This window comes from Halomicrobium katesii DSM 19301 (assembly GCF_000379085.1).
Taxonomy (GTDB): Archaea; Halobacteriota; Halobacteria; order Halobacteriales; family Haloarculaceae; genus Halomicrobium; species Halomicrobium katesii.
Map to the genome: position 1 here is coordinate 601,737 of NZ_KB905379.1, position 18,830 is coordinate 620,566.

Consider the following 18,830-nt stretch of genomic DNA (forward strand, 5'->3'; position numbering starts at 1 on the left):
CTGCCGACCGTATCAGAACAGCCAGTACAGCAACACGTAGACGACGATGCCGAGCGCGAAGGAGACCAGCCACAGTCCGGCGGCAGCCCTGCCGACGCGCGGGTGTGGCGTGTTCGGGAGTTCAGCGATGGGATAGCTGTACGCCAGCAAGAGCGCGTAGTACACCAGCGGGATGCAGACGATCGCGAGCAGAATGTGGACGGCCAGTACCGGGAAGTAGACGTACGTCTCGATCCAGGCCGGCGCGCTCTCGGGGAAGCCGGTCGGGCCGAGCAGCGAGACGCGGTACAGATAGAGGGCGAGAAAGGCGACGAACAGCGCGAACGTCGTCGCCATCAGCCGCTTGTGGCGTCGAATGTCGCCACGCTTGACCGCACGGACGCCGACGACGATCGTCCCGATCGCGGTCGCGCTGATCGCCGCGTTGGCGTGGGGAATCGCTGCCAGGACGGCGTCGGGCGCTGCGGGCAGCGCCGTCGCGGGACCCACCCGCAAGACGGCACCGAAGACGAGCGCGAGCGAGACGATCGTGAGGAGAGTCGTCAGGACCCCGGTACGCTCTCGGACCAGTCGTTCCATAGGCGGAGGTTAGTCCGCGCGGACAAGGCGGTTGCGTTCGTGGAACGCCACGGCTTTGGGACGCCCCCACGGAGAGACCGACATGCTCGAAGCCGGAGACACTGCCCCGACGTTCGAACTGCCAGACCAGGACGGCGAGACCGTAGCGCTCTCGGAGTACGAGGGCCAGCGCGTCGTCCTCTACTTCTACCCCCGAGCCGACACGCCGGGCTGTACGAAAGAAGCCTGTGGCTTCCGCGACGAGTGGGACGCGTTCGCGGATCGAAGCGTCGCCGTCTTGGGAGTCAGCGACGACCCGGTCGACGACCTGGCGGCCTTCGCGGCGGAGTACGACCTCCCGTTCACGCTCCTGTCGGACGAGGACGGCGCTGTCGCCGCCCGGTACGACTCCTACGGAGAGAAGAACATGTTCGGAAACACCTTCGACGGCGTCTTCCGAAACACGTACGTGATCGACCCCGACGGCGTGATCGAACGCGTCTACGAGGGCGTCTCCCCCGAGGACCACGCCGAGGAGATTCTGGCCGACCTGAACTGACGCGGCCGATCGGTCCCACGTCCCACGACACCGTGTCACAATAACACACAAATTCGAGGGGCGACCACCGTCGTCCATGTCCGACGCGTTCGGCCGCGCGATCCGCGACCACCACCGAGGAGAGCGGTCGGCTCCCCTGCTCGTGAGAGACGGCGACGACACCGAACACCATCCCATCGAGCAGTTCTACTTCGAGGACTTCGACGGCGAGGGCCACGGCGAGTGGCTCGAATCCTGGCTCGACGGCCCGCTGCTCGATCTCGGCGCGGGCACCGGCCGACACGCGCTGTACTTCCAGGAGCGATTCGAGACAGTCGCCATCGACCCAAGCGACGCGCTCGTCGAGACCATGCGCGAGCGAGGCGTCGAGGACGCCCACCGGGGCGACATGTTCGACCTGCGCCCGCAGTTCGAGCGCGACCGCTTCCAGTCGGCGCTGGCTATCGGCACGCAGATTTGTCTCGCGGGCTCGATGGACGGACTCCGGCAGCTTCTCGCCGATCTGGCCCACGTCACGACGGCGGACGCGACCGCCGTCGTCCACAGCTACGATCCGGCCGCCGAGGGGGTCGAAGAGCTCGTCGGCTACCGAGCGGACCCGACGCCGGGACTCGCTCATCGGGTGATGACCTTCGAGTACGAGGGCGAGACGAGCGAGATTCTGCAGTTTCGACTGTTCGGCCCGGAGCGACTGCGAGAAGCGACGGTCCCGACCCCCTGGAGCGTCGAAGACGTGGTCCGGCCCGGCTGGGACGGGAGCTACCGTGCGGCCCTCGCGAAGACGGGTCGGAGATCGTGACGGACGACGATATCAGAGCCGCCCGGTCCAGCCACACTCGGTGCAACTGCACAGGCCCTGTCCATTGACTGTCGCGGCCGAGCAGATCGGACACGCTGCAGTCGACTGGCCCCCGTCGGCGATGGCCCGCCCGGCCCTCATCGGCGTCTCGGCCGTCGCGGGCAGCTCCGGGTGGCAGTCGGGACAGACCCACTCGATACGCCGGTGGGTCATCGATTCGGCGTGTGTGCGGTGTCGCCACACTTCGCGGACTTCGCCGTCGCAGCTGTCACACTGTACCATGTTATTTGTACACACGAAACAGTCGCTAAAACCCGTTTCCCTAATTGTGGTCTCGTACATCTATACACCTTATACAACTATTTATCCCGATAGCTACGCGATATAGTGGATGTATAGTGAATTCTTCTCTTTCTCGATGGTCAAAAGCACAGACTTTCTGGCCCTGTAAATCACGCTCACCGTTTAAGTCCCGTCCGGGAGTGGATCCGGTCGTGACCCTCCAGATAGGAACTGCACTCGGCCGCGGGAGCCGACGTGCGCTGTCGACGAGTGGTATCGTCCTGATGGTACTGACCATCGCGTATCAACTGGTGTTCGTCGGCTCGATCAACACGGCCGTCGCCGGGATGTTGCCGGACACGGCCCAACAGGGACAGATCGGGCTGACGCTGCCGATCTCGACGAGCGTCTCCGGGTTGCTGGCAGTGGTCTCGATCCTGTTCGGAACGTACGTCCTCCTCGTCGCGACGCGGCTCTTGGTCCGGGATCCCGGCGAGCTGTCGTCGCTCCCGAGCGAGCTGTTCACCCACCGCGTCGGCCGAGCACTGGTCGCCGCCGTGGTCGCGAACGTCGTCGTCTCGATCGCCGTCACGCTGGGTCTGATCGCGCTCGTGATCCCCGGTCTCTTCCTGTCGGTGAGCTTCACCTTCGTCTTCTTCGCGATCGGCGCAGAAGATCAGGGGCCGATCGACGCGCTTCGACGGAGCTGGGACCTGGCGACGGGCAGCCGCTGGCGGCTGTTCGGACTCGTCTTGATCGTCGGGATCGTCGCGGGCGCGGTCGGCGGTCTGAGTTCCCTCTTCGCGATAGCTGGCCCGGTCGTCGGACAGATCGTGATCCTATCGATCATTTCCATCGTCACGATCGTCAACTACGGGATCCTGGCCGACGCGTTCGTCCAGCTCCGATCGGACGCCGAGTCCGAGCCGAAAATTCAGTAGGCGGAGTGCGAGAGCGGGGGGCCATCCAGTATCTGGTCCACTCGTTCGAATCTTCGGGCAACAACCCGAAGCCGGTGATCCTCCACAGCACGCGAGTGGGCATGGAGCTGTACGACAGAGGGTACGAGCAGGACATCGTCGTCGCCGGGTTCCTCCACGATCCCGTAGAGGACACGGCCGTGACGGAAGCCGAGATCCGTTCGCGGTTCGGCGACGAGGTCGCGAACGTCGTGGCAGCCACCACTTTTGACGAGGACATCGACGACTATCTTGACCGACACCTGGATATCTACGAGCGATGCTTCGCGCTGGGACGGCCTGCGGTGGCCGTCAAGGCCGCAGACGTTCTGGACAACAGCGACTACTACGCTCTGGGTGACTCCGATACCCTCAAACGGGATGTACTCGAGAAGATGGCGTGCTTCGTCGAACACTCGGAGCCGTACATCGGGGACGAAGAGCTCTATCACGATCTCGGAAACAAGTTTCCCGTCGTGAAAGAACGGGTCGAGCAGAGTATGACGGAGTGAGCGTCGGTCCGTTGAGATCCAATCTGCCAGGCACGATAGAGAACAAAACAGCCGAGAGACGGGTACTACGTATTGGACGGTCGCATTCGTGCGACCGAGCGGTCCGGAGGACCCGGCAGGTCGCACGATTCACTCGACCGAGCGGAGCGAGGGAGAGCCTTTTTCATGAGCGTTTTTGCCGCGAGAGGTGCGCGTCAGCGCACCCGATCGGGAAAAACGTTCACTGGAACGTTCGCGAGACCGTCTCGCCGTCGTCCAGTTCCGCCTCGGCGTGATCGAACCGTTCTTCGATCTCGTCGTACTGCTCTCGCACGTCCTCGTCGACGCTCGGCCCGACTTCGTCGAGCGCCTGCTCGAAGTGGTCCATCGTGATGCGGACGTTGCTGACGGAGTCGTCGATGTCGTCGGGGTCGACGCTGTTGATGAACTCCCGGGTCGCGGCCATCGAGGCCTCGCGGGCGACTGCTTCGATGTCGGCACCGACGTACCCCTCGGTCCTCCGGGCGAGCTGATCGAGGTCGACGCCGTCGGCGAGTGGCTTGCCGCGGGTGTGGACCTGGAAGATCGCCCGGCGAGCGTCCTCGTCGGGGACCGGGACGTGGACGTGGCGGTCCAGTCGTCCGGGCCGGATCAGCGCCGAGTCGATGAGGTCCGGTCGGTTGGTCGTGGCGATCACGACCACGTCCTCCATCGCTTCGAGGCCGTCCAGCTCGGTCAGGAGCTGGGAGACGACGCGTTCGCCGACCTGCGAGTCGCCGCCGCCGGAGCCGCGTTCGGCCGCGATCGAGTCGATCTCGTCGAAGAAGACGACGGTCGGGGCGTTCTCTCGGGCCTTGCTGAACACTTCGCGGACGCCCTTCTCGGACTCGCCGACGAACTTGTTCAGCAGTTCGGGGCCCTTGATCGAGATGAAGTTCGACTGGGCCTCGTTGGCGACGGCCTTGGCCAGCAGCGTCTTCCCGGTGCCCGGCGGGCCGTAGAGCAGGACGCCCTTGGCCGCGTTGAGGTCCATCTGCTCGAAGACCTCGGGGTACTCCAGGGGCCACTGGATCGTCTCGCGCAGACGCTCTTTCGTGTCTTCGAGGCCGCCGACCGAGTCCCAGGAGGTGTCGGGGACTTCGACGAACACTTCGCGGAGCGCGGAGGGTTCGATTCCCTTCAGCGCCTCTTTGAAGTCCTGCTTGGAGACCTCCAGCGATTCGAGCACCTCGGCGTCGATCTCGTCGGATTCGAGGTCGATGTCCGGGCGGATGCGCCGCAGGGCGTTCATCGCGCCCTCCTTGGTCAGCTGTGCGAGGTCCGCGCCGACGAACCCGTGCGTGTTCTCGGCGTAGGATTCGAGGTCGATGTCCTCGGAGAGGGGCATCCCGCGGGTGTGGACCTGCAGGATCTCCTTGCGGCCCTCCTTGTCCGGCACGCCGATCTCGATCTCGCGGTCGAAGCGCCCGCCGCGGCGCAGTGCGGGATCGATCGCGTCGACGCGGTTGGTCGCGCCGATGACGATTACGTCACCGCGCTCGTCGAGCCCGTCCATCAGGGAGAGCAGTTGCGCGACCACGCGCCGTTCCACGTCGCCCTGGGTCTCGCCGCGCTTTGGCGCGATCGAGTCGATCTCGTCGATGAAGACGATGGCGGGGGCGTTCTCCTCGGCCTCCTCGAAGACCTCGCGGAGCTGCTCTTCGCTCTCCCCGTAGTACTTCGACATGATCTCCGGGCCGCTGATGGTCGTGAAGTGGGCGTCGATCTCGTTGGCGACGGCCTTGGCCATCAGCGTCTTCCCGGTGCCCGGCGGCCCGTGCAGGAGGACGCCTTTCGGCGGCTCGATGCCGAGCTGCTGGAACAGTTCGGGGTGGCGCATCGGCAGCTCGATCATCTCGCGGACCTGTTCGAGTTCGCTGTCGAGGCCGCCGATGTCCTCGTAGGCCACGTCCGGCGTGGCTTCGCCGCCGCCCTCGGTCGGGGCGTCGCCCGCAATCTGTTCGGCCGGCTTCTCGCTGACCTCGATGTCGGTCTGGTCGGTCACCACGACGGTCCCCGAGGGGTCGGTCTCGGCGATCCGCAGCGGGATCTTCTGGCCGCTCATGCTCGAAAGCGGACCGAGCCCGAAGCTCACGGGCACCGTCTGGCCCTGCGTGACCGCCTGGCCGCTGAGGTTGTTGCGGATCATCGGACCGACGTTGCCCCGCACCCGGAGGTTCTGGGGCAGGGCGACGGTGACCCGCTTTGCGACCTGTACGTCTGCCTTCTCGACCTCGATCTGGTCGTCGATGCCGACGCCGGCTTCCTGCCGGAGCTGGCCGTCGATCCGGACGACGTTCTTGCCGCTGTCTTCGGGGTAGCCGGGCCAGACACGGGCGACCGCGCGACCGCCGTCGCCGTCGATGACGATGTAGTCGCCGTTCTCCAGGTCCATCTCGTCCATCGCTGCACGGTCGACGGCCGCGAGACCGCGCCCGGCGTCTTTCTGCTTGAGTGGTTTGACTGTAAGTTTCATCAGTGGGACACCTCGCTCATCTCGACAGTGAGAACCCCATTCCGGATAAACGCTCGTGCGTCACCGGACGGGAGATCGAAGTCGTACTGCTCGTCACCGACGACGACGGTCGCGGTGTCGTCGACGACGTCGACCGTCGCATCGCCGGTGATACCGATGTCAGCCGCGAGAACGACCGCGTCGTCGTACTCGTAGCGTCGTAGCGGGGCATCGCCGACAAGCTGCTGTTGGTCAGTCATGCTAACTACGAGTTAGTGGGACAAATATATAAATCCTTCGCCGAAAACCGCAATAAGGCGTTCGACCAGACGAAGAACCCACTGATTGCGGTTCACACCGGTCCCGGCCCCACCACTATACGGGACCCCCGCGAAAGCGGTGGCATGGAGACGGTCGAACACCACGGACGGACGACGGCGTACCGGTCCGTCACCGGCGAGGGCGAGAGCGCCACAGTACTGTACGTCCACGGCAGCGCCAGCACCCACGCGCTCTGGAGCCAGCAGTACGCGCCGAGTGGTCCGGCGTCGTCGGCCGCTGCGCTCGATCTGAGCGGTCACGGTGCGAGCGAGGACATCGACACCGCACCGGGTGAAGCGACGCTGACGAGCTACGTCGACGACGTGGTGGCCGTCGCCGAAGTGACGGACGCGACGGTCCTGGTCGGCAACTCGCTCGGCGGTGCGGTCGCACTGGCGACGGTCCTGCGGCGCGCCGTCCCGCTCGACGGGCTCGTCCTCGCCGGCAGCGGCGCGACGCTCCCAGTCGTCCAGACGCTCCGAGACGACCTGGCGGCCGACTTCGAGGCCGCCGTCTCGTTCCTGCACGGCGAGGACATGCTCTTGCACGACCCGCCCGAGCGTGCGCGCGAGCACTCCATCGAGACGATGCGTGCCGTCGGACAGTCGGTGACACGGCGAGACTTCGAGACCTGCCATCGATTCGACGTGCGAGACCGACTCGACACCGTGGACGTGCCGACGCTGGCGCTGTGTGGCGAACACGACCGGCTCACGCCGCCGTCCTACCACGAGACCCTCGCGGAGAAGATTCCGCGAGGAGGGTGCGAGACCGTTCCCGACGCGGCACACCTCGCGATGGTCGAGCGGCCGGCGCGGTTCAACGACGCCGTCGCAACGTTTCTCCGCGATATCGAACCCACTCCATCGTCGTGACGCCGCTTCGGTCGTCGAAACGGCCCTGGCTACTGGTCAGTGAGTGGCGGATCTTTCAGGTGACCAGAACGTACTGATTTCGGCGGGGTGCATGTGACCAGTTCGTGTGGCGGGCAGTCGACGGTGACAGGACACGATTAGAGCAGTTTCGGAATGACAAAAAGTAGCACGAATCCGACGACGATCGCGACCGCAGTCCAGAAAACGAATTGTGTTAGTTGCTCTTTTCGTTCAGGGCCGGGCTCGTCTTCTGACATGTTCTGGCATTCCCGTGCAGCGTATTCAATCTTTCAGGCCGGCGATCAGTACAGGTCGTCCAGTTCGTCCTCGACGTAGCTGTGTTCGTCGGCCGGGAAGGTGCCGTCTTCGACGGCGTCGACGTACCCCTCGATCGCGGACGCCATCTCGCCGCGCACGTCGCCAAAGCGCTTCGAGAAGGGGGCTACGTCCTCAGAGAGGCCGATCACCTCGTCGACGGTCAGGACCTGGCCGTCGCAGTCGGGGCCGGCACCGATGCCGATCGTCGGAATGTCGAGCGCGTCCGTGACCGCCGCGCCGAGGTTCGCCGGGACGTGTTCGAGGACGAGCGAGAACGCGCCGGCCTCCTCGTGGGCCTGCGCGAGTTCGACGATCTCCGTCGCGGACTCCTCGTCGGTGCCCTGGCGGAACAGTCCGGTCTCGTTCTCGCGCTGTGGAGTCAGTCCGAGATGTGCCTGGACCGGGATGCCCAGTTGCGTCAGCCGACGAGTGAGGTCGACGGTGTGGGGACCGGATTCGAGTTTGACCCCGTCCGCGCCCGCCTCCTTGACCATGCGACCGCAGTTCTGTATCGCCTCGGCCTCGTCGGCACCGTACGAGAGGAAGGGCATGTCCGCGAGCACGAACACGTCCGCTGTGGCCCGCGCGACCGCAGCGGTGTGGCTGGCGATCTCCTCGACGGTGACCGGCAGCGTCGAGTCGTGTCCCAGACGGAGGTTCCCGACCGAGTCGCCGACCAGCGCGATGTCGACGCCGGCCTCGTCGAGCACCGTCGCGGTCGGTGCGTCGTAGGCCGTCAGCATCGTCACCGGCTCCTCACCTGCCTTCGCGCGAATGTCCTTGGCCCGCATGGCTTGGGCTGGGACCCCCCGGCGCATAAGCCCTGCCATGCACTCACAGGCACCCGCGTTCGACGGTTCCGTAACTGATTAGCGCCGGACACCACGAGTGTGTGCCATGCCACACGTCGAGGAGACGGACCCGGATGGCGTCGACTTCGGCTGGGTCATGCAGACGACCTTCGTGACGACCATCCTGGTCGGCGCGCCGATCGTCGCTACCCTCTCGCTGTTCGTCCAGTTGACGGGCTGGGCGGAGTGGGCCGAGTTCGCGATCCGGGTGGGTGCCGTCGTCTGGTTCTGTACCGCCGCCGGTGTGTACGCCTACGCACGCTACAGGGAGTGACGCTCGTTGACCCACTGGAAGTCCATCGACGCGCGTCGCGCGGCGGTCGCGTCGCCCTCCGAGTCGCCGACGAACAGGGCCGCCGACGGGGACACGCCGAACTCCGCGAGCAGGGCCCGGAGCGGGGCCGGATCGGGTTTGTACGCCGACAGGGAGTCGCGGCCGACGACGGCATCGACGTGACCGTCGACGCCATGTGTCTCCAGGGCGATCCGACAGGCGGCCTCGCAGTTGAGCGAACACACGCCGACGGGAACGTCCAGGGGCAGTTCGTCGAGCAGCGAGAGTCGCTCCGAGTCGCGCGCACCCGGTCGCTCGTGATCGGCGATAACGGACTCGACCGCGTCGCGGTGGCCCCGCTCCTCCGAGAGTTCGAGCATCTCCCACAGCGAGTGGCCCGCCGCGTCGACGCCGCGTTCTCGCAACACGTCGTCGACGTCGCTCGCGACCGCGTCCCAGTCGACCGCCAGACGCACGAGCGTGCCATCGAGGTCGTAGACGACGGCGTCGTAGTCGGCGCTCATGTGCGGGCGCACGACCCCGACGGACAAGAGCGTTCGGTCACTCCCCTAGGAGTGCCCGAGCGATGACGTTCTTCTGGATCTGGCTCGTCCCCTCGTAGATCGTCGTCACCTTGGCGTCCCGGTAGAACCGCTCGACGTCGAACTCGGTCGTGTAGCCGTAGCCGCCGTGGAGCTGGACGGCCTGCTGGGTCACGTCGACGGCTCCCTCGGTCGCGAAGTACTTCGCGACGCTCGCGCTCGTACGGGCGTCCTCGCCGCGGTCCATGGCCCGCGCCGCCGCGTGCGTCAGCTCGCGGCCGGCCCGGACGGTCGTCTCCATCTCCGCGATCGTGTGCCGGACGCTCTGGATGTCGCCGATCGGGCCGTCGAACTGCTCGCGTTCCGTGACGTAGTCGACCGTCTCGTCGAGGGCCGCCTGCGAGAGACCGACCGCCTGCGCGGCGATACCGACCCGTCCGCCGGTCAGGATCGACAGAGCGGCAGCGAGCCCGCGGCCCTCCTCGGTGAGGCGGTACCGCTCTGGCACGCGGACCCCATCCAGCGTCAGCGTCGTCGTGTCGCTGGCTCGCAGCCCCAGCTTCTCCTCTTTCGAACCGACGGTCAGTCCGTCGCTGTCCTTCGGGACGAGAAACTGGGTGACCGAGTTCGGATCGTCCGGGTCGGTCTTCGCGAAGACGATCACGACTCCGGAGCGCTGTCCGTTCGTGATCCAGGCCTTCTCCCCGTCGATCACGTACTCGTCGCCCTCGCGGCGCGCGACGGTGCTCATCTGTCGCGGATTCGATCCCGTATCGGGCTCGGAGAGAGCGAAGGCCCCGACCGGACGGCCCGCGACCATGTCCGGGAGCCACGCCTCCCGGAGCTGCTCGTCTCCGAAGGTCGCGAGACAGGAGGTCGCGAGACAGTGGACCGACAGCGCGGTCGCCACCGCCAGCGAGCCGTGGGCGACGGCCTCGTTCACGACCGCGTACGTCTGCCGGTCCACGTCGAGGCCGCCGTAGGCTTCGGGCACCATCAGGCCGGTCACGTCGATCTCGGCCAGCGTGTCCCAGGCGTCCTCGGGGAACGTCTGCTCGCGGTCACACTCGCGTGCGACCGGCCTGATCTCCTCGTTGGCGACTTCGCGGACGGTGTCACGGATAGCACGCTGCTCGGACGAGAGCTCCATACGCCACGTACAGCTCCATTGCCAATAGGTGCCACGGCGCGACCGTCACTCGGCCAGCTCGATATCGAGAAAGTCTTCGAGCTTCGCGACGACCGAACCGCCGACGCCGGCCTGCGTCGCACGGCCCTGTTCGACGGCGAGAACGTCGGATTCGTCGACAGCCAGCTCTTCGGCCAGCTCCTGGGTCTGGAGGCCCGCGTCCTGGCGGGCCTCGGTGACCACGGAACCGTAATCAGAGACGAGATACGGGAGCTGATCGTCCTCGTAGTTCGCGCCGTCCTCCCAGTCGGAGGCGTCGGGCTGCTGTGCGTCGGCCATCTTGGCCGCGTTCTGGGCCGCACGGCGCTTTCGATCGGTGTCTCGATCACTGCGAGAACCGTCCGACGATTCGGCTTTCGAGGTCTCGCCGTGCTGAGAGCAGTCCGCACACACCTGCAGCGTCGCCCCCGCCACGTTCGCCGTTTCGAGGTCGGCGTCGGACGCACCACAGAGTTCACAGCTCTCGCCGGCGCTGCCACTGCCACTGCCGGTCGAGTATTTTGCCATGCGGGCCGTAGCGGACCGAACGTATTTGAAATGCCCGCTTTGTCGCGAGTGTGAGAGGTTCGCGTGGAGAGTCGCAAACGAAAGCGCTTTTACCCAACCACGGAATAGGACTGAATGCGCACGACGCAACGAGCGTGGGTAGCCAAGCCAGGCCAACGGCGCAGCGTTGAGGGCGCTGTCCCGTAGGGGTCCGCCGGTTCAAATCCGGTCCCACGCATTCTTGCTGCGAACAAACTCGTGAGCAGCAGAAATGGGACGAGCGGATTCGAGCCCCCACAGTGTCCGACTCGACTACTTCGGGAGAGTCGCCACGGTGCCGGTGACCGCTCGTCAGCACTGGGGAGAACACCCGAACGGTACTGTCAGAGACGAGAGAACAGCGATCGTTCGCCCCAATTATCTACATTGATACTTGGCCGACGCATTTATTACCATCCATCGATAATGCGTAAGTACGGCACCATCCCGGTGCCAGCACCCACCACCACCCACCACCCCTTTCCTACGCTTTTCACGATCGATAGCCGAAGGACTCGTACGAGACACGATCTCACCGGCCGCCAGCCTCGCGTCGTGTGACACAGTTCGAGACGAAGGCACCGACAGCGCGGCGTCGCTCGCCGCCGGATGGAAGGGGCGGGATTCGAACCAGAGGAAGACTCAGGTCGTTCGTCTGCCAGGGCGCGAATCCGCGCGTCACCATCGGCTCTGCACTGTCGTTCGGAGCACGATGGAAGGGGCGGGATTCGAACCAGAGGAAGACTCGCTGCGCTCGTCTGCCAGGGCGCGAATCCGCGCGTCACCATCGGCTCCGCACTGTCGTTCGGAGCACGATGGAAGGGGCGGGATTCGAACCACGCGAAGCCCTGAAGGGACGACCGCCGACCGATGCTGGAGTCGGTCGCGGCGCTCTACCACTGAGCCACCCTTCCGCGGCCAGTCGTTGGGACGAGACGGGCATTAATCCTTGGACGGGATCTCAGCGTAGATCGAGTCTGCGTGCCGTCGAGCGTCCGCGCGGACGGCTTCGCCGTCCACGTTCGCGAACGAGCCGTCGTCGTAGACGACCTCGCCGTCGACCATCGTGAACCGAACGTCGTCGCCGTGGGCGGCGAAGACGAGGTGCGAGAGCGGGTCGTGAACCGGCGTCGCCCGAGCAGAGCCCGTCGTGAGGCCGATCACGTCGGCCGGCCGACCCGGCGCGAGGACGCCCACGTCGAAGCCAGTCGCCTGCCCCCCGTGCTCGGTCGCCATCCGGAAGGCGGTCGCCGCCGGCAGCGCCGTCGCGTCGAGTTCGTCGACCTTCGCCAGCAGGGCCGCCTGGCGCATCTCGGTGAACGGATCCAGCGTGTTGTTGCAGGGGGGGCCGTCGTTGCCCAGCGCGACGGTGATCCCCCGCTGCAAGTAGGCCTCGACGGGCGCGATCCCGCTGGCGAGTTTCATGTTCGAGCTGGGACAGTGGACGACGGTGGTGTCGGTCTCGGCGAGGATCGCCCGCTCGGTCTCGTCCGTCCAGACGCAGTGGGCGAGCGTCACGTCTGGCCCCGTCAGGCCGACCTCGTCGAGCCACTCGACGTTGCGCATGCCCGTCCGGTCTTCGACCGTCTGGATCTCGTCGCGGTTCTCGCTGGCGTGCGTGTGGATGCGCACGCCGTCGTAGGCGTCGGCGAGATCGCGAGCACCCCTGAGACAGCGCTCGGTACAGGAGACGGCAAAGCGCGGCGTGACGGCGTAGCGAATCCGGTCGTCGAAAGCCCCGTGATACCGCTCGATGAGGCGCTCGGACTCGGCCAGTGCCGCGTCGGTGTCTTCCTGTAGCGCCCCGGCGTCGTAGTCCATCAACACCTTCCCGAGCAGGCCGCGGATCCCGATCTCGCCGGCCGCCTCGAAGGCCTGGTCGGCGTGCGCGACCGAGAGGTGGTCGACGACGGTCGTGACGCCGCTGGCCAGACACTCCATGTAGCCAAGCGTCGCCGCGGTCCGCATCTGTTCGGCGTTCATCGCGGCCTCCATCGGGAGGACGTGATCGAAGAGCCAGTCCAGCAGCGCTTCGTCGTCGGCGATCCCCCGTCCGAGGCTCTGTACCGAGTGGACGTGCGAGCCGACCAGCCCCGGCGCGACGATGTCGAACGACCGGCTGTCGTGGTCCGGATGCCGCTCGGCCGCGGTCTCAGAATCTCCGACGAAGACGATCTCGTCACCGCTCGTGACGACCGCGCCGTCCTCGTAGACGGTGTCGCTGTCGGCGACGACGGTCCCGGTAAGTCGCATCACCACGAGGGGTGGTGTGCCACTCCCTAAGCGGTTTGGGTCGAGAAAACGCGTCGAAGCTACGGCAGACCGGCGATCAGGTCGCGGCTCGCGTCGACAGCGGCGAGCGCAGTCGACGCCGCGACGACGGAGTGGTCAGTACGACCGCTCTTTGGGTTCGTACTCTTTCCACTGGCTCTCCAGCAGGACCGGCTTGTAGTACAGCTCCGGCGTCCCGTCGTCCCAGGCCAGCATCGTGTGCTTGATCCACTCCTCGTCGCGCCGTTCCTGGAACTCCGCGCGCCAGTGAGCGCCGCGGAACTCCTCGCGGGCCAGTGCGCCGAGCGTGATCGCTTCGGCCACGTCCAGGATGTTGCGCGTCTCGATGGTGTGGATCAGGTCCGTGTTGTAGGTGCGCGACGGGTCGGCAACGGCGACGTCCTCGTAGCGCTCGCGTGCGCGCCGGAGGTCACGCAGCGCGTCGTTGAGGCTCTCCTCTTTTCTGAAGACGTTGACGTTCTCCGTCATCGTCTCCTGGACGTTCGAGCGGACCTCGGCGTGGTTGATGCCGTCCGCTTCCAGCAGCGACTCGATTCGCTCTCGTTCCTGGCGAACGGTGTGTTCCAGCGTCTCCTTGGGCTCGACCATCGCAGCGTCAGACCGACGGTCTGACGAGGATCGCTCACCACCGTCCGCTGCAACGTCGCCGTCACTGCTCCCGGCCTCGATAGCGCCGGGTTCAACGGGCGGTTCCACGTCGCCGTCCTCGCTCTTGGCAGAGCGGCCGGTCTGGATCTCGGCGGTCTTCATGTCCTTGCCGGCGGCGTGGTGGCCGGCGCGCGCGCCGAACACGAGCAGTTCCGGCAGCGCGTTGCCCCCGAGACGGTTCGCGCCGTGCAGCGAGACACAGGCCGTCTCGCCGGCAGCGTAGAGTCCGCTGATACAGGTCTCGCCGTTCTCGTCGGTCTCGATGCCGCCCATGGCGTAGTGCTGGCCGGGCTTGACCGGCATCGGTTCGTCGAGGCCGTCGACCCCCTCGAAGTCCTCCGCGAGGTGGAGGATGTTCTCCAGGCGATCGAGGATGCGCTCCTCGCCGAGGTGGCGCATGTCGAGGTCGACGTACTCGTCCTCGATGCCGCGGCCGGCGTTGACCTCGGTGAGTTCGGCCCGCGAGACCACGTCACGAGAGGCGAGTTCCCCGTCGTTGTTCGCGTAGCCGTGTTCGAACATGAACCGCTCTTCCTCGTCGTTGTAGAGGATCCCGCCTTCGCCACGGACCCCCTCGGAGATGAGCACGCCCGTCGAGGGCAGCGTCGTCGGGTGGAACTGGATCATCTCCATGTCTTCCATCGGGACGCCCGCGCGGTAGGCCATCGCACAGCCGTCGCCGGTGTTGGCGACGGCGTTGGTCGTGTGATCGAAGGCCTGTCCGAGACCACCGGTCGCGAGGATGACGCCGTCGCGGGCCCAGAACCCCTCGACGTTGCCGGTCGCGATCTCGTAGGCGACGGCCCCGTGACAGTGGCGCTCCTCCGGGTCGTCGTGGTCGGTGACGGCGAGGTTGGTGACGTACCACTCGTCGTACACCTCGATGCCTCGTTTGACGACCTGTTCGTACATCGTGTGCAGCAGGTGGTGGCCCGTCTCCGCACCGGCATAGGTCGTCCGCGGGAACGACATCCCGCCGAACGGACGCTGCGAGACGCGGCCGTCGTCCTCGCGGGAGAACGGCATCCCCCAGTGCTCGATCTGGACGACCTCTTCGGGGGCGTCCTGGGCGAAGGTGTCGATCGCGGGGGCGTCCCCGAGATAGTCAGACCCCTTCATGGTGTCGTAGGCGTGGAGTTCCCAGTCGTCGCCCTCGCGCAGTGCCGCGTTGATGCCACCCTCGGCCGCGCCCGTGTGGCTCCGGACGGGGTGGAGCTTCGTGACGAGTGCCACGTCGGCACCCTCTTCGTCGGCTGCGATCGCCGCTCGGAGGCCGGCACCGCCGGCACCGACCACGATCACGTCGTGTTCGTGCATTGTTAGTCTCCCTTAGGATTACCAGAACTTCAGGTTGTTCTTGACTGCTTCCCGTTTGAGCTCCTGGATGTGCTCGGTCAGTGGGATGTCTTTCGGACACACCTCGGTACAGGAGAACTGCGTCTGGCACCGCCAGACGCCATGTTCTTGCTCGATGATGCGGAGCCGTTCCTGCTTGCGCTGCTCGCCCTCGCGTTCGTCCATCGCAAAGCGGTAGGCCTTGTTGATCGCCGCCGGCCCGAGGTACTCGTTGTCGCCGGCCGCGATGTTACACGAGGACATGCACGCGCCACACCAGATACACCGCGTCGACATCTTGATCTTCTCGCGGTTCTCGCGGTCCTGGCGCTGCTCTTCGAGCTCGTCGTCGGGCAGCTCGTCGGCGTCGAAGTACGGCTCGACGGCCTCCATCTGGTCGTAGAAGTGCTCCATGTCGACGACCAGGTCCTTGACGACTTCCTGGTGGGGCAGCGGCTCGATCCGGATCGTCCCGGCGTCGAGGTCGGCGATCTGGGTCTTGCAGGCAAGTCGCTGGCGACCGTTGATGAAGAGCGCGTCGGACCCACAGACGGCCTGCCGACACGAGTGTCGGAAGGTCAGTGACGAGTCGTAGTGGTCCCGCGAGTAGATGAGCGCGTCGAGGACGGTCATCCCCTTGTGGAAGGGGACGGTGAAGTCGTCGAACCGCGGCTCTTCTTTCCCCTCGACTTCGGGGTCGTAGCGGAAGACTTTGAGCGTGATCGTCTCTTCGGAGTGGTCGATCTCCTCGTCGACGCGCTGGTCCTCTCGGGCCTGCGCCCGCTCCTGTTTCTCCGCCCGACGGCGCTCGCCCGGTGATTCGACGGTCGGCTCGGCCGACTCGTCGGTCGTCTCCTCTGTCTCTGTCTCTTGTTCGATCGTACTCATGGTTAGATCAGGTTGGTCATGGCGACGGCGACGCGGGTTCCCTGTGCGATCAACAGGACACCGGCGACGACCAGCACCCACTTGACCGCTCGCTTGCGAGTCCCGGTCAGACCCTGGTTGATGAGAGCGTTGTAGACGCCGTTGACGCCGTGGAAGGTCGCGGTCACGAGGAACAGCCACATCGTCGTGAAGTAGCCGATAGAGCTCATCCGGGCGGTCGTGCCGGCCAGCGTGACCTCCGCCGCGTGGTTGACGAAGTGCAGCAGCATGAAGTGGAAGGCCAGCACGCCGATCAGGAACACCGCCGTGATCCGCTGTAGCAGCCACCGCGATCCGTTCCGGTCGAAAGAGGAGTAGTGTTCGGCCATTAGACGAGTTTCCCCCCGAGGAAGGTCGGGATGCTGGCGACGACGATCGCGCCCGTCAGCACCATCGACGCGTAGAAGCTCTTGTCCTGTGCTTCGAGTCCGATACCCAGGTCGACGAACAGCAGTCGGAGCCCGTTGAGGATGTGGAAGACGGCGACGGCGAGCAGGCCGACCTCGAGGAAGCGAACGACGAGCAGGGCTTCGAGTCCCTGCAGGGTGCCGTTGTACAGTGCCTCCCCCTGAATCGCCGTGCTCAGCACGGCGATGTGGGTAAAGAGGTAGCCGACGAGTACCCAGCCGGTGAACTTGTGGAAGATCCACGCCCACATCCCGGCCGAGAAGTCCCGCCACCGTCCGAAGTCCTCGACGGTGCCGCGATTGTAAGACTGACTCATACACCCAGCACTTGGAGCGGGGACAAATAGAAGTTACTACAACGTACGCGCGCTCTCGGCAAACGTGATCGGTAGTTCACGTTCGGCGTGACACGACACGTCGCTCACACGGGATCGTCGATCCCGCCGTTGCGCTCCAGCGCGCGCTGGGTCCGGTCGTCGAGTTTCACGAGGTGACAGAGCGGGTTGCCGGGGTAGACGAGCGGATTCTCCAGCACCCCGACCAGCAGTCCGGTGAACGGTGCTTCGACGACCGTCCGATCTGTCTTGAAGGGGTTGGCGATCGTACAGATCGGGTCGCCCGCCTCGACGAAGGCACCGCGGTCGAAGTGCATGTCGACGCCGACGGCGAACTGGAGGCAGAGGAAGAAGAGGCCGGAGAGGAGTAGCGAGGCGCGCTGATACGGACGGTTGTAGGCGTTTACCCCAGTCGACCGCACGACGGCGTGCGGTCGATCTGGTAAAGACCTACAACTTTCCGTATGAGAGCGAAGCGAGCAGCGGGCCTCGGAGGTGCGAGCGGAATCGGATGGTGTGAGCGACGCGCCTACGGCTCGACTTCCCGCCAGCGGGGTTCGACGCCGGGGGCGCAGTCCGGGTGGACTCCGTCGTCCTCGTCCGCGTCTGGGACTCCCTCCTCGTCTTCGAGGGCGTCGATCGGGCGGGCGGGGTTGCCGACGACGGTCGTGTCGGGTGGCACGTCGTCGACGACGACGGAGCCGGCACCGACGGTCGCGTCCTCGCCGATCGTGATGTCGCCGATCAGCGTCGCGTCGGCACCGATCAGCGCGCGGTCCTTGATCGTCGGGTGGCGCTTGACCGGCTCGCTGGATTTCCCGCCCAGCGTCACGCCGTGGTACATCACGACCTCGTCACCGATCTCGGCGGTCTCGCCGACGACGGTCCCCATGCCGTGGTCGATGAACAGCCGCTCGCCGACGGTCGCGCCGGGATGGATCTCGATGCCGGTGAGAAATCGACCGACGGACGCCAGCAGGGCGGCGGCGAGGGCGAGACCGCGGCGGTGACAGGCGTGTGCGAGGCGGTACCACCAGACGGCGTGCAGTCCCGGATAGGTCAACACCACCACGAGGGTGCTCGTTGCGGCCGGATCGTTGGCCTTGGCGAATCGGATGTCGTCTGCGATGCGGTCGAACATTGTTGGAGTGTCAGGCGTGGTGAGAGAGCGGTGCGCGGTGACGAGAAGAGCGGGGCGCTCACCGACAGCGGCCGGCGAGAGCGGACGTTCGTGGGACGACCGATCGGTTGCGAGCGTGCCCGCGAAGCATACTCTACGTTCGCAGATCCAGCCTCTTAAACCCCGTCGCTATTACCCCGCGAGACCGCCAGGAGGACCCGGCCTTTCTTTGTGGGGTACCCCAGAATGGCGGTATGGCAGACCCCGACTTCGAGGAGTTCGACCACGAGCGACACGTCCAGTCGGCCATCGACCTCGCCCGTGCGGCCGCCGACCGCGGTGACCGACCGTTCGGTTCCGTCCTCGTCCGTGACGACGAGCAGATCGCGGCGGCGTCGAACCGCGTCGTCACGGCGGACGATCTGCGACGCCATCCGGAACTCGATCTCGCGCTGGCGGCCGAGCGATCGTACACGCCGGAAGAGCGCGCCCGGACAGTGATGTACACGAGCACGGAACCGTGCCCGATGTGTGCCGGCGGTCTCCGCTCGGTCGGACTGGGGCGGATCGTCTACAGCGTCGGCGGCGACGAGATCCACGAGTTCACCGGCGGCGAGCCGACGGTTCGATCGGGAGCGATTCTTGACGGCGTCACCGACGTGACCGGGCCGGTGTGTCACGAAGCGGGACTGGCCGTCCACGAGGCGTTCGACTGGTAGCGACAGATCG

Annotated in this window: 21 protein-coding genes, 2 tRNA genes and 1 pseudogene; 8 read left to right on the forward strand and 16 right to left on the reverse strand. The window is 66.0% G+C overall.

Annotated features, from left to right (window positions below):
- Window positions 1-12: 12 nt before the first annotated feature.
- Window positions 13-579, reverse strand: a complete 567-nt coding sequence (locus HALKA_RS0118550) for a DUF420 domain-containing protein (protein ID WP_018259407.1) — start codon at window positions 577-579, stop codon at window positions 13-15.
- 82 nt (window positions 580-661) lie between these two features.
- On the opposite strand from HALKA_RS0118550, the gene bcp reads away from it, so the two are divergent.
- Together bcp and HALKA_RS0118560 are read left to right on the forward strand one after the other, a co-directional pair.
- Complete coding sequence (gene bcp / locus HALKA_RS0118555; RefSeq protein ID WP_018259408.1) at window positions 662-1,117, forward strand: thioredoxin-dependent thiol peroxidase; 456 nt, start codon at window positions 662-664, stop codon at window positions 1,115-1,117.
- Between the two features lie 76 nt (window positions 1,118-1,193).
- Window positions 1,194-1,916 carry a class I SAM-dependent methyltransferase gene (locus HALKA_RS0118560; protein ID WP_018259409.1) on the forward strand — a complete coding sequence of 241 codons (723 nt, stop codon included), beginning with the start codon at window positions 1,194-1,196 and terminating at the stop codon, window positions 1,914-1,916.
- Between the two features lie 12 nt (window positions 1,917-1,928).
- Here the strand turns inward: HALKA_RS0118560 and HALKA_RS0118565 are convergent, their stop codons facing one another.
- On the reverse strand, window positions 1,929-2,198 hold the full coding sequence (locus tag HALKA_RS0118565; RefSeq protein WP_018259410.1) for a hypothetical protein: 270 nt from the start codon (window positions 2,196-2,198) through the stop codon (window positions 1,929-1,931).
- A 212-nt stretch (window positions 2,199-2,410) separates the two neighbouring features.
- Between HALKA_RS0118565 and HALKA_RS0118570 the strand changes: the two genes are divergently transcribed.
- Together HALKA_RS0118570 and HALKA_RS0118575 are read left to right on the forward strand one after the other, a co-directional pair.
- A complete protein-coding gene (locus HALKA_RS0118570; RefSeq protein WP_245545439.1) occupies window positions 2,411-3,139 on the forward strand; it encodes a DUF7847 domain-containing protein in 729 nt (242 codons plus the stop codon).
- A gap of 5 nt (window positions 3,140-3,144) precedes the next feature.
- Entirely contained in the window at window positions 3,145-3,669 is a 525-nt protein-coding gene (locus HALKA_RS0118575) for an HD domain-containing protein (RefSeq protein ID WP_018259412.1), read from the forward strand.
- Between the two features lie 220 nt (window positions 3,670-3,889).
- On the opposite strand, the gene HALKA_RS0118580 is transcribed toward HALKA_RS0118575, so the two are convergent.
- On the reverse strand, window positions 3,890-6,163 hold the full coding sequence (locus HALKA_RS0118580) for a CDC48 family AAA ATPase (RefSeq protein WP_018259413.1): 2,274 nt from the start codon (window positions 6,161-6,163) through the stop codon (window positions 3,890-3,892).
- Entirely contained in the window at window positions 6,163-6,402 is a 240-nt protein-coding gene (locus HALKA_RS0118585) for a DUF7127 family protein (protein ID WP_018259414.1), read from the reverse strand. The genes HALKA_RS0118580 and HALKA_RS0118585 overlap by 1 nt, the downstream gene beginning before the upstream one ends.
- Window positions 6,403-6,546: 144 nt before the next feature.
- On the opposite strand from HALKA_RS0118585, the gene HALKA_RS0118590 reads away from it, so the two are divergent.
- Window positions 6,547-7,338, forward strand: a complete 792-nt coding sequence (locus HALKA_RS0118590) for an alpha/beta fold hydrolase (RefSeq protein WP_018259415.1) — start codon at window positions 6,547-6,549, stop codon at window positions 7,336-7,338.
- Between the two features lie 302 nt (window positions 7,339-7,640).
- Here HALKA_RS0118590 and panB read toward each other — a convergent pair whose 3' ends face one another.
- The gene (gene panB / locus HALKA_RS0118600; protein WP_018259416.1) at window positions 7,641-8,447 is read right to left on the reverse strand and encodes a 3-methyl-2-oxobutanoate hydroxymethyltransferase; all 807 of its coding nucleotides are present in this window, start codon (window positions 8,445-8,447) and stop codon (window positions 7,641-7,643) included.
- A gap of 106 nt (window positions 8,448-8,553) precedes the next feature.
- Between panB and HALKA_RS0118605 the strand changes: the two genes are divergently transcribed.
- Window positions 8,554-8,781, forward strand: coding sequence for a DUF5822 domain-containing protein (locus HALKA_RS0118605; RefSeq protein ID WP_018259417.1), 228 nt, complete (start codon window positions 8,554-8,556; stop codon window positions 8,779-8,781).
- Here the strand turns inward: HALKA_RS0118605 and HALKA_RS0118610 are convergent.
- The 3 genes from HALKA_RS0118610 to HALKA_RS0118620 are packed head-to-tail and all read right to left on the reverse strand — an operon-like array spanning window position 8,769 to window position 11,019.
- Complete coding sequence (locus HALKA_RS0118610) at window positions 8,769-9,305, reverse strand: HAD family hydrolase (RefSeq protein ID WP_018259418.1); 537 nt, start codon at window positions 9,303-9,305, stop codon at window positions 8,769-8,771. The genes HALKA_RS0118605 and HALKA_RS0118610 overlap by 13 nt on opposite strands.
- A gap of 37 nt (window positions 9,306-9,342) precedes the next feature.
- The gene (locus HALKA_RS0118615; protein ID WP_018259419.1) at window positions 9,343-10,473 is read right to left on the reverse strand and encodes an acyl-CoA dehydrogenase family protein; all 1,131 of its coding nucleotides are present in this window, start codon (window positions 10,471-10,473) and stop codon (window positions 9,343-9,345) included.
- Between the two features lie 45 nt (window positions 10,474-10,518).
- A complete protein-coding gene (locus HALKA_RS0118620) occupies window positions 10,519-11,019 on the reverse strand; it encodes a helix-turn-helix domain-containing protein (protein ID WP_018259420.1) in 501 nt (166 codons plus the stop codon).
- Window positions 11,020-11,151: 132 nt separating this feature from the next.
- Between HALKA_RS0118620 and HALKA_RS0118625 the strand changes: the two genes are divergently transcribed.
- A tRNA-Leu gene (locus HALKA_RS0118625) sits at window positions 11,152-11,236 on the forward strand.
- Window positions 11,237-11,853: 617 nt separating this feature from the next.
- Here HALKA_RS0118625 and HALKA_RS0118630 read toward each other — a convergent pair.
- The 8 genes and pseudogenes from HALKA_RS0118630 to epsC form a co-directional block, all read right to left on the reverse strand.
- Window positions 11,854-11,951, reverse strand: a tRNA-Trp gene (locus HALKA_RS0118630).
- Between the two features lie 28 nt (window positions 11,952-11,979).
- On the reverse strand, window positions 11,980-13,290 hold the full coding sequence (locus HALKA_RS0118635; RefSeq protein ID WP_018259421.1) for a 5'-deoxyadenosine deaminase: 1,311 nt from the start codon (window positions 13,288-13,290) through the stop codon (window positions 11,980-11,982).
- A gap of 135 nt (window positions 13,291-13,425) precedes the next feature.
- The gene (locus HALKA_RS0118640; RefSeq protein WP_018259422.1) at window positions 13,426-15,294 is read right to left on the reverse strand and encodes an FAD-binding protein; all 1,869 of its coding nucleotides are present in this window, start codon (window positions 15,292-15,294) and stop codon (window positions 13,426-13,428) included.
- An 18-nt stretch (window positions 15,295-15,312) separates the two neighbouring features.
- Window positions 15,313-16,200 carry a succinate dehydrogenase/fumarate reductase iron-sulfur subunit gene (locus HALKA_RS0118645; RefSeq protein ID WP_015763033.1) on the reverse strand — a complete coding sequence of 296 codons (888 nt, stop codon included), beginning with the start codon at window positions 16,198-16,200 and terminating at the stop codon, window positions 15,313-15,315.
- Window positions 16,201-16,202: 2 nt separating this feature from the next.
- Window positions 16,203-16,568 (reverse strand): succinate dehydrogenase hydrophobic membrane anchor subunit, encoded by a 366-nt coding sequence (locus tag HALKA_RS0118650; protein WP_018259423.1) that lies wholly within the window; start codon window positions 16,566-16,568, stop codon window positions 16,203-16,205.
- Window positions 16,568-16,963, reverse strand: coding sequence for a succinate dehydrogenase, cytochrome b556 subunit (gene sdhC, locus HALKA_RS0118655; RefSeq protein ID WP_015763031.1), 396 nt, complete (start codon window positions 16,961-16,963; stop codon window positions 16,568-16,570). Before sdhC ends, HALKA_RS0118650 begins: the two co-directional genes overlap by 1 nt.
- 104 nt (window positions 16,964-17,067) lie before the next feature.
- Window positions 17,068-17,304: pseudogene (locus tag HALKA_RS0118660) on the reverse strand (succinylglutamate desuccinylase/aspartoacylase family protein); the annotation flags it as partial.
- Window positions 17,305-17,510: 206 nt separating this feature from the next.
- Window positions 17,511-18,122: a serine O-acetyltransferase EpsC gene (gene epsC / locus HALKA_RS0118665; protein WP_018259425.1), complete on the reverse strand. Its 612-nt coding sequence runs from the start codon at window positions 18,120-18,122 to the stop codon at window positions 17,511-17,513.
- A gap of 233 nt (window positions 18,123-18,355) precedes the next feature.
- On the opposite strand from epsC, the gene HALKA_RS0118670 reads away from it, so the two are divergent.
- The gene (locus tag HALKA_RS0118670; protein ID WP_018259426.1) at window positions 18,356-18,820 is read left to right on the forward strand and encodes a nucleoside deaminase; all 465 of its coding nucleotides are present in this window, start codon (window positions 18,356-18,358) and stop codon (window positions 18,818-18,820) included.
- The last annotated feature ends 10 nt before the right edge of the window (window positions 18,821-18,830 follow it).

Coding starts and splice junctions, on each gene's coding strand:
- HALKA_RS0118640 (WP_018259422.1), bottom strand. CDS start 15,294: ATGCACGAACACGACGTGATCGTGGTCGGTGCCGGCGGTGCCGGCCTC.
- HALKA_RS0118645 (WP_015763033.1), bottom strand. CDS start 16,200: ATGAGTACGATCGAACAAGAGACAGAGACAGAGGAGACGACCGACGAG.
- HALKA_RS0118615 (WP_018259419.1), bottom strand. CDS start 10,473: ATGGAGCTCTCGTCCGAGCAGCGTGCTATCCGTGACACCGTCCGCGAA.
- HALKA_RS0118670 (WP_018259426.1), top strand. CDS start 18,356: ATGGCAGACCCCGACTTCGAGGAGTTCGACCACGAGCGACACGTCCAG.
- HALKA_RS0118650 (WP_018259423.1), bottom strand. CDS start 16,568: ATGGCCGAACACTACTCCTCTTTCGACCGGAACGGATCGCGGTGGCTG.
- HALKA_RS0118560 (WP_018259409.1), top strand. CDS start 1,194: ATGTCCGACGCGTTCGGCCGCGCGATCCGCGACCACCACCGAGGAGAG.
- HALKA_RS0118620 (WP_018259420.1), bottom strand. CDS start 11,019: ATGGCAAAATACTCGACCGGCAGTGGCAGTGGCAGCGCCGGCGAGAGC.
- HALKA_RS0118610 (WP_018259418.1), bottom strand. CDS start 9,305: ATGAGCGCCGACTACGACGCCGTCGTCTACGACCTCGATGGCACGCTC.
- HALKA_RS0118635 (WP_018259421.1), bottom strand. CDS start 13,290: ATGCGACTTACCGGGACCGTCGTCGCCGACAGCGACACCGTCTACGAG.
- HALKA_RS0118550 (WP_018259407.1), bottom strand. CDS start 579: ATGGAACGACTGGTCCGAGAGCGTACCGGGGTCCTGACGACTCTCCTC.
- HALKA_RS0118585 (WP_018259414.1), bottom strand. CDS start 6,402: ATGACTGACCAACAGCAGCTTGTCGGCGATGCCCCGCTACGACGCTAC.
- HALKA_RS0118580 (WP_018259413.1), bottom strand. CDS start 6,163: ATGAAACTTACAGTCAAACCACTCAAGCAGAAAGACGCCGGGCGCGGT.
- sdhC (WP_015763031.1), bottom strand. CDS start 16,963: ATGAGTCAGTCTTACAATCGCGGCACCGTCGAGGACTTCGGACGGTGG.
- HALKA_RS0118565 (WP_018259410.1), bottom strand. CDS start 2,198: ATGGTACAGTGTGACAGCTGCGACGGCGAAGTCCGCGAAGTGTGGCGA.
- epsC (WP_018259425.1), bottom strand. CDS start 18,122: ATGTTCGACCGCATCGCAGACGACATCCGATTCGCCAAGGCCAACGAT.
- HALKA_RS0118590 (WP_018259415.1), top strand. CDS start 6,547: ATGGAGACGGTCGAACACCACGGACGGACGACGGCGTACCGGTCCGTC.
- panB (WP_018259416.1), bottom strand. CDS start 8,447: ATGCGGGCCAAGGACATTCGCGCGAAGGCAGGTGAGGAGCCGGTGACG.
- bcp (WP_018259408.1), top strand. CDS start 662: ATGCTCGAAGCCGGAGACACTGCCCCGACGTTCGAACTGCCAGACCAG.
- HALKA_RS0118605 (WP_018259417.1), top strand. CDS start 8,554: ATGCCACACGTCGAGGAGACGGACCCGGATGGCGTCGACTTCGGCTGG.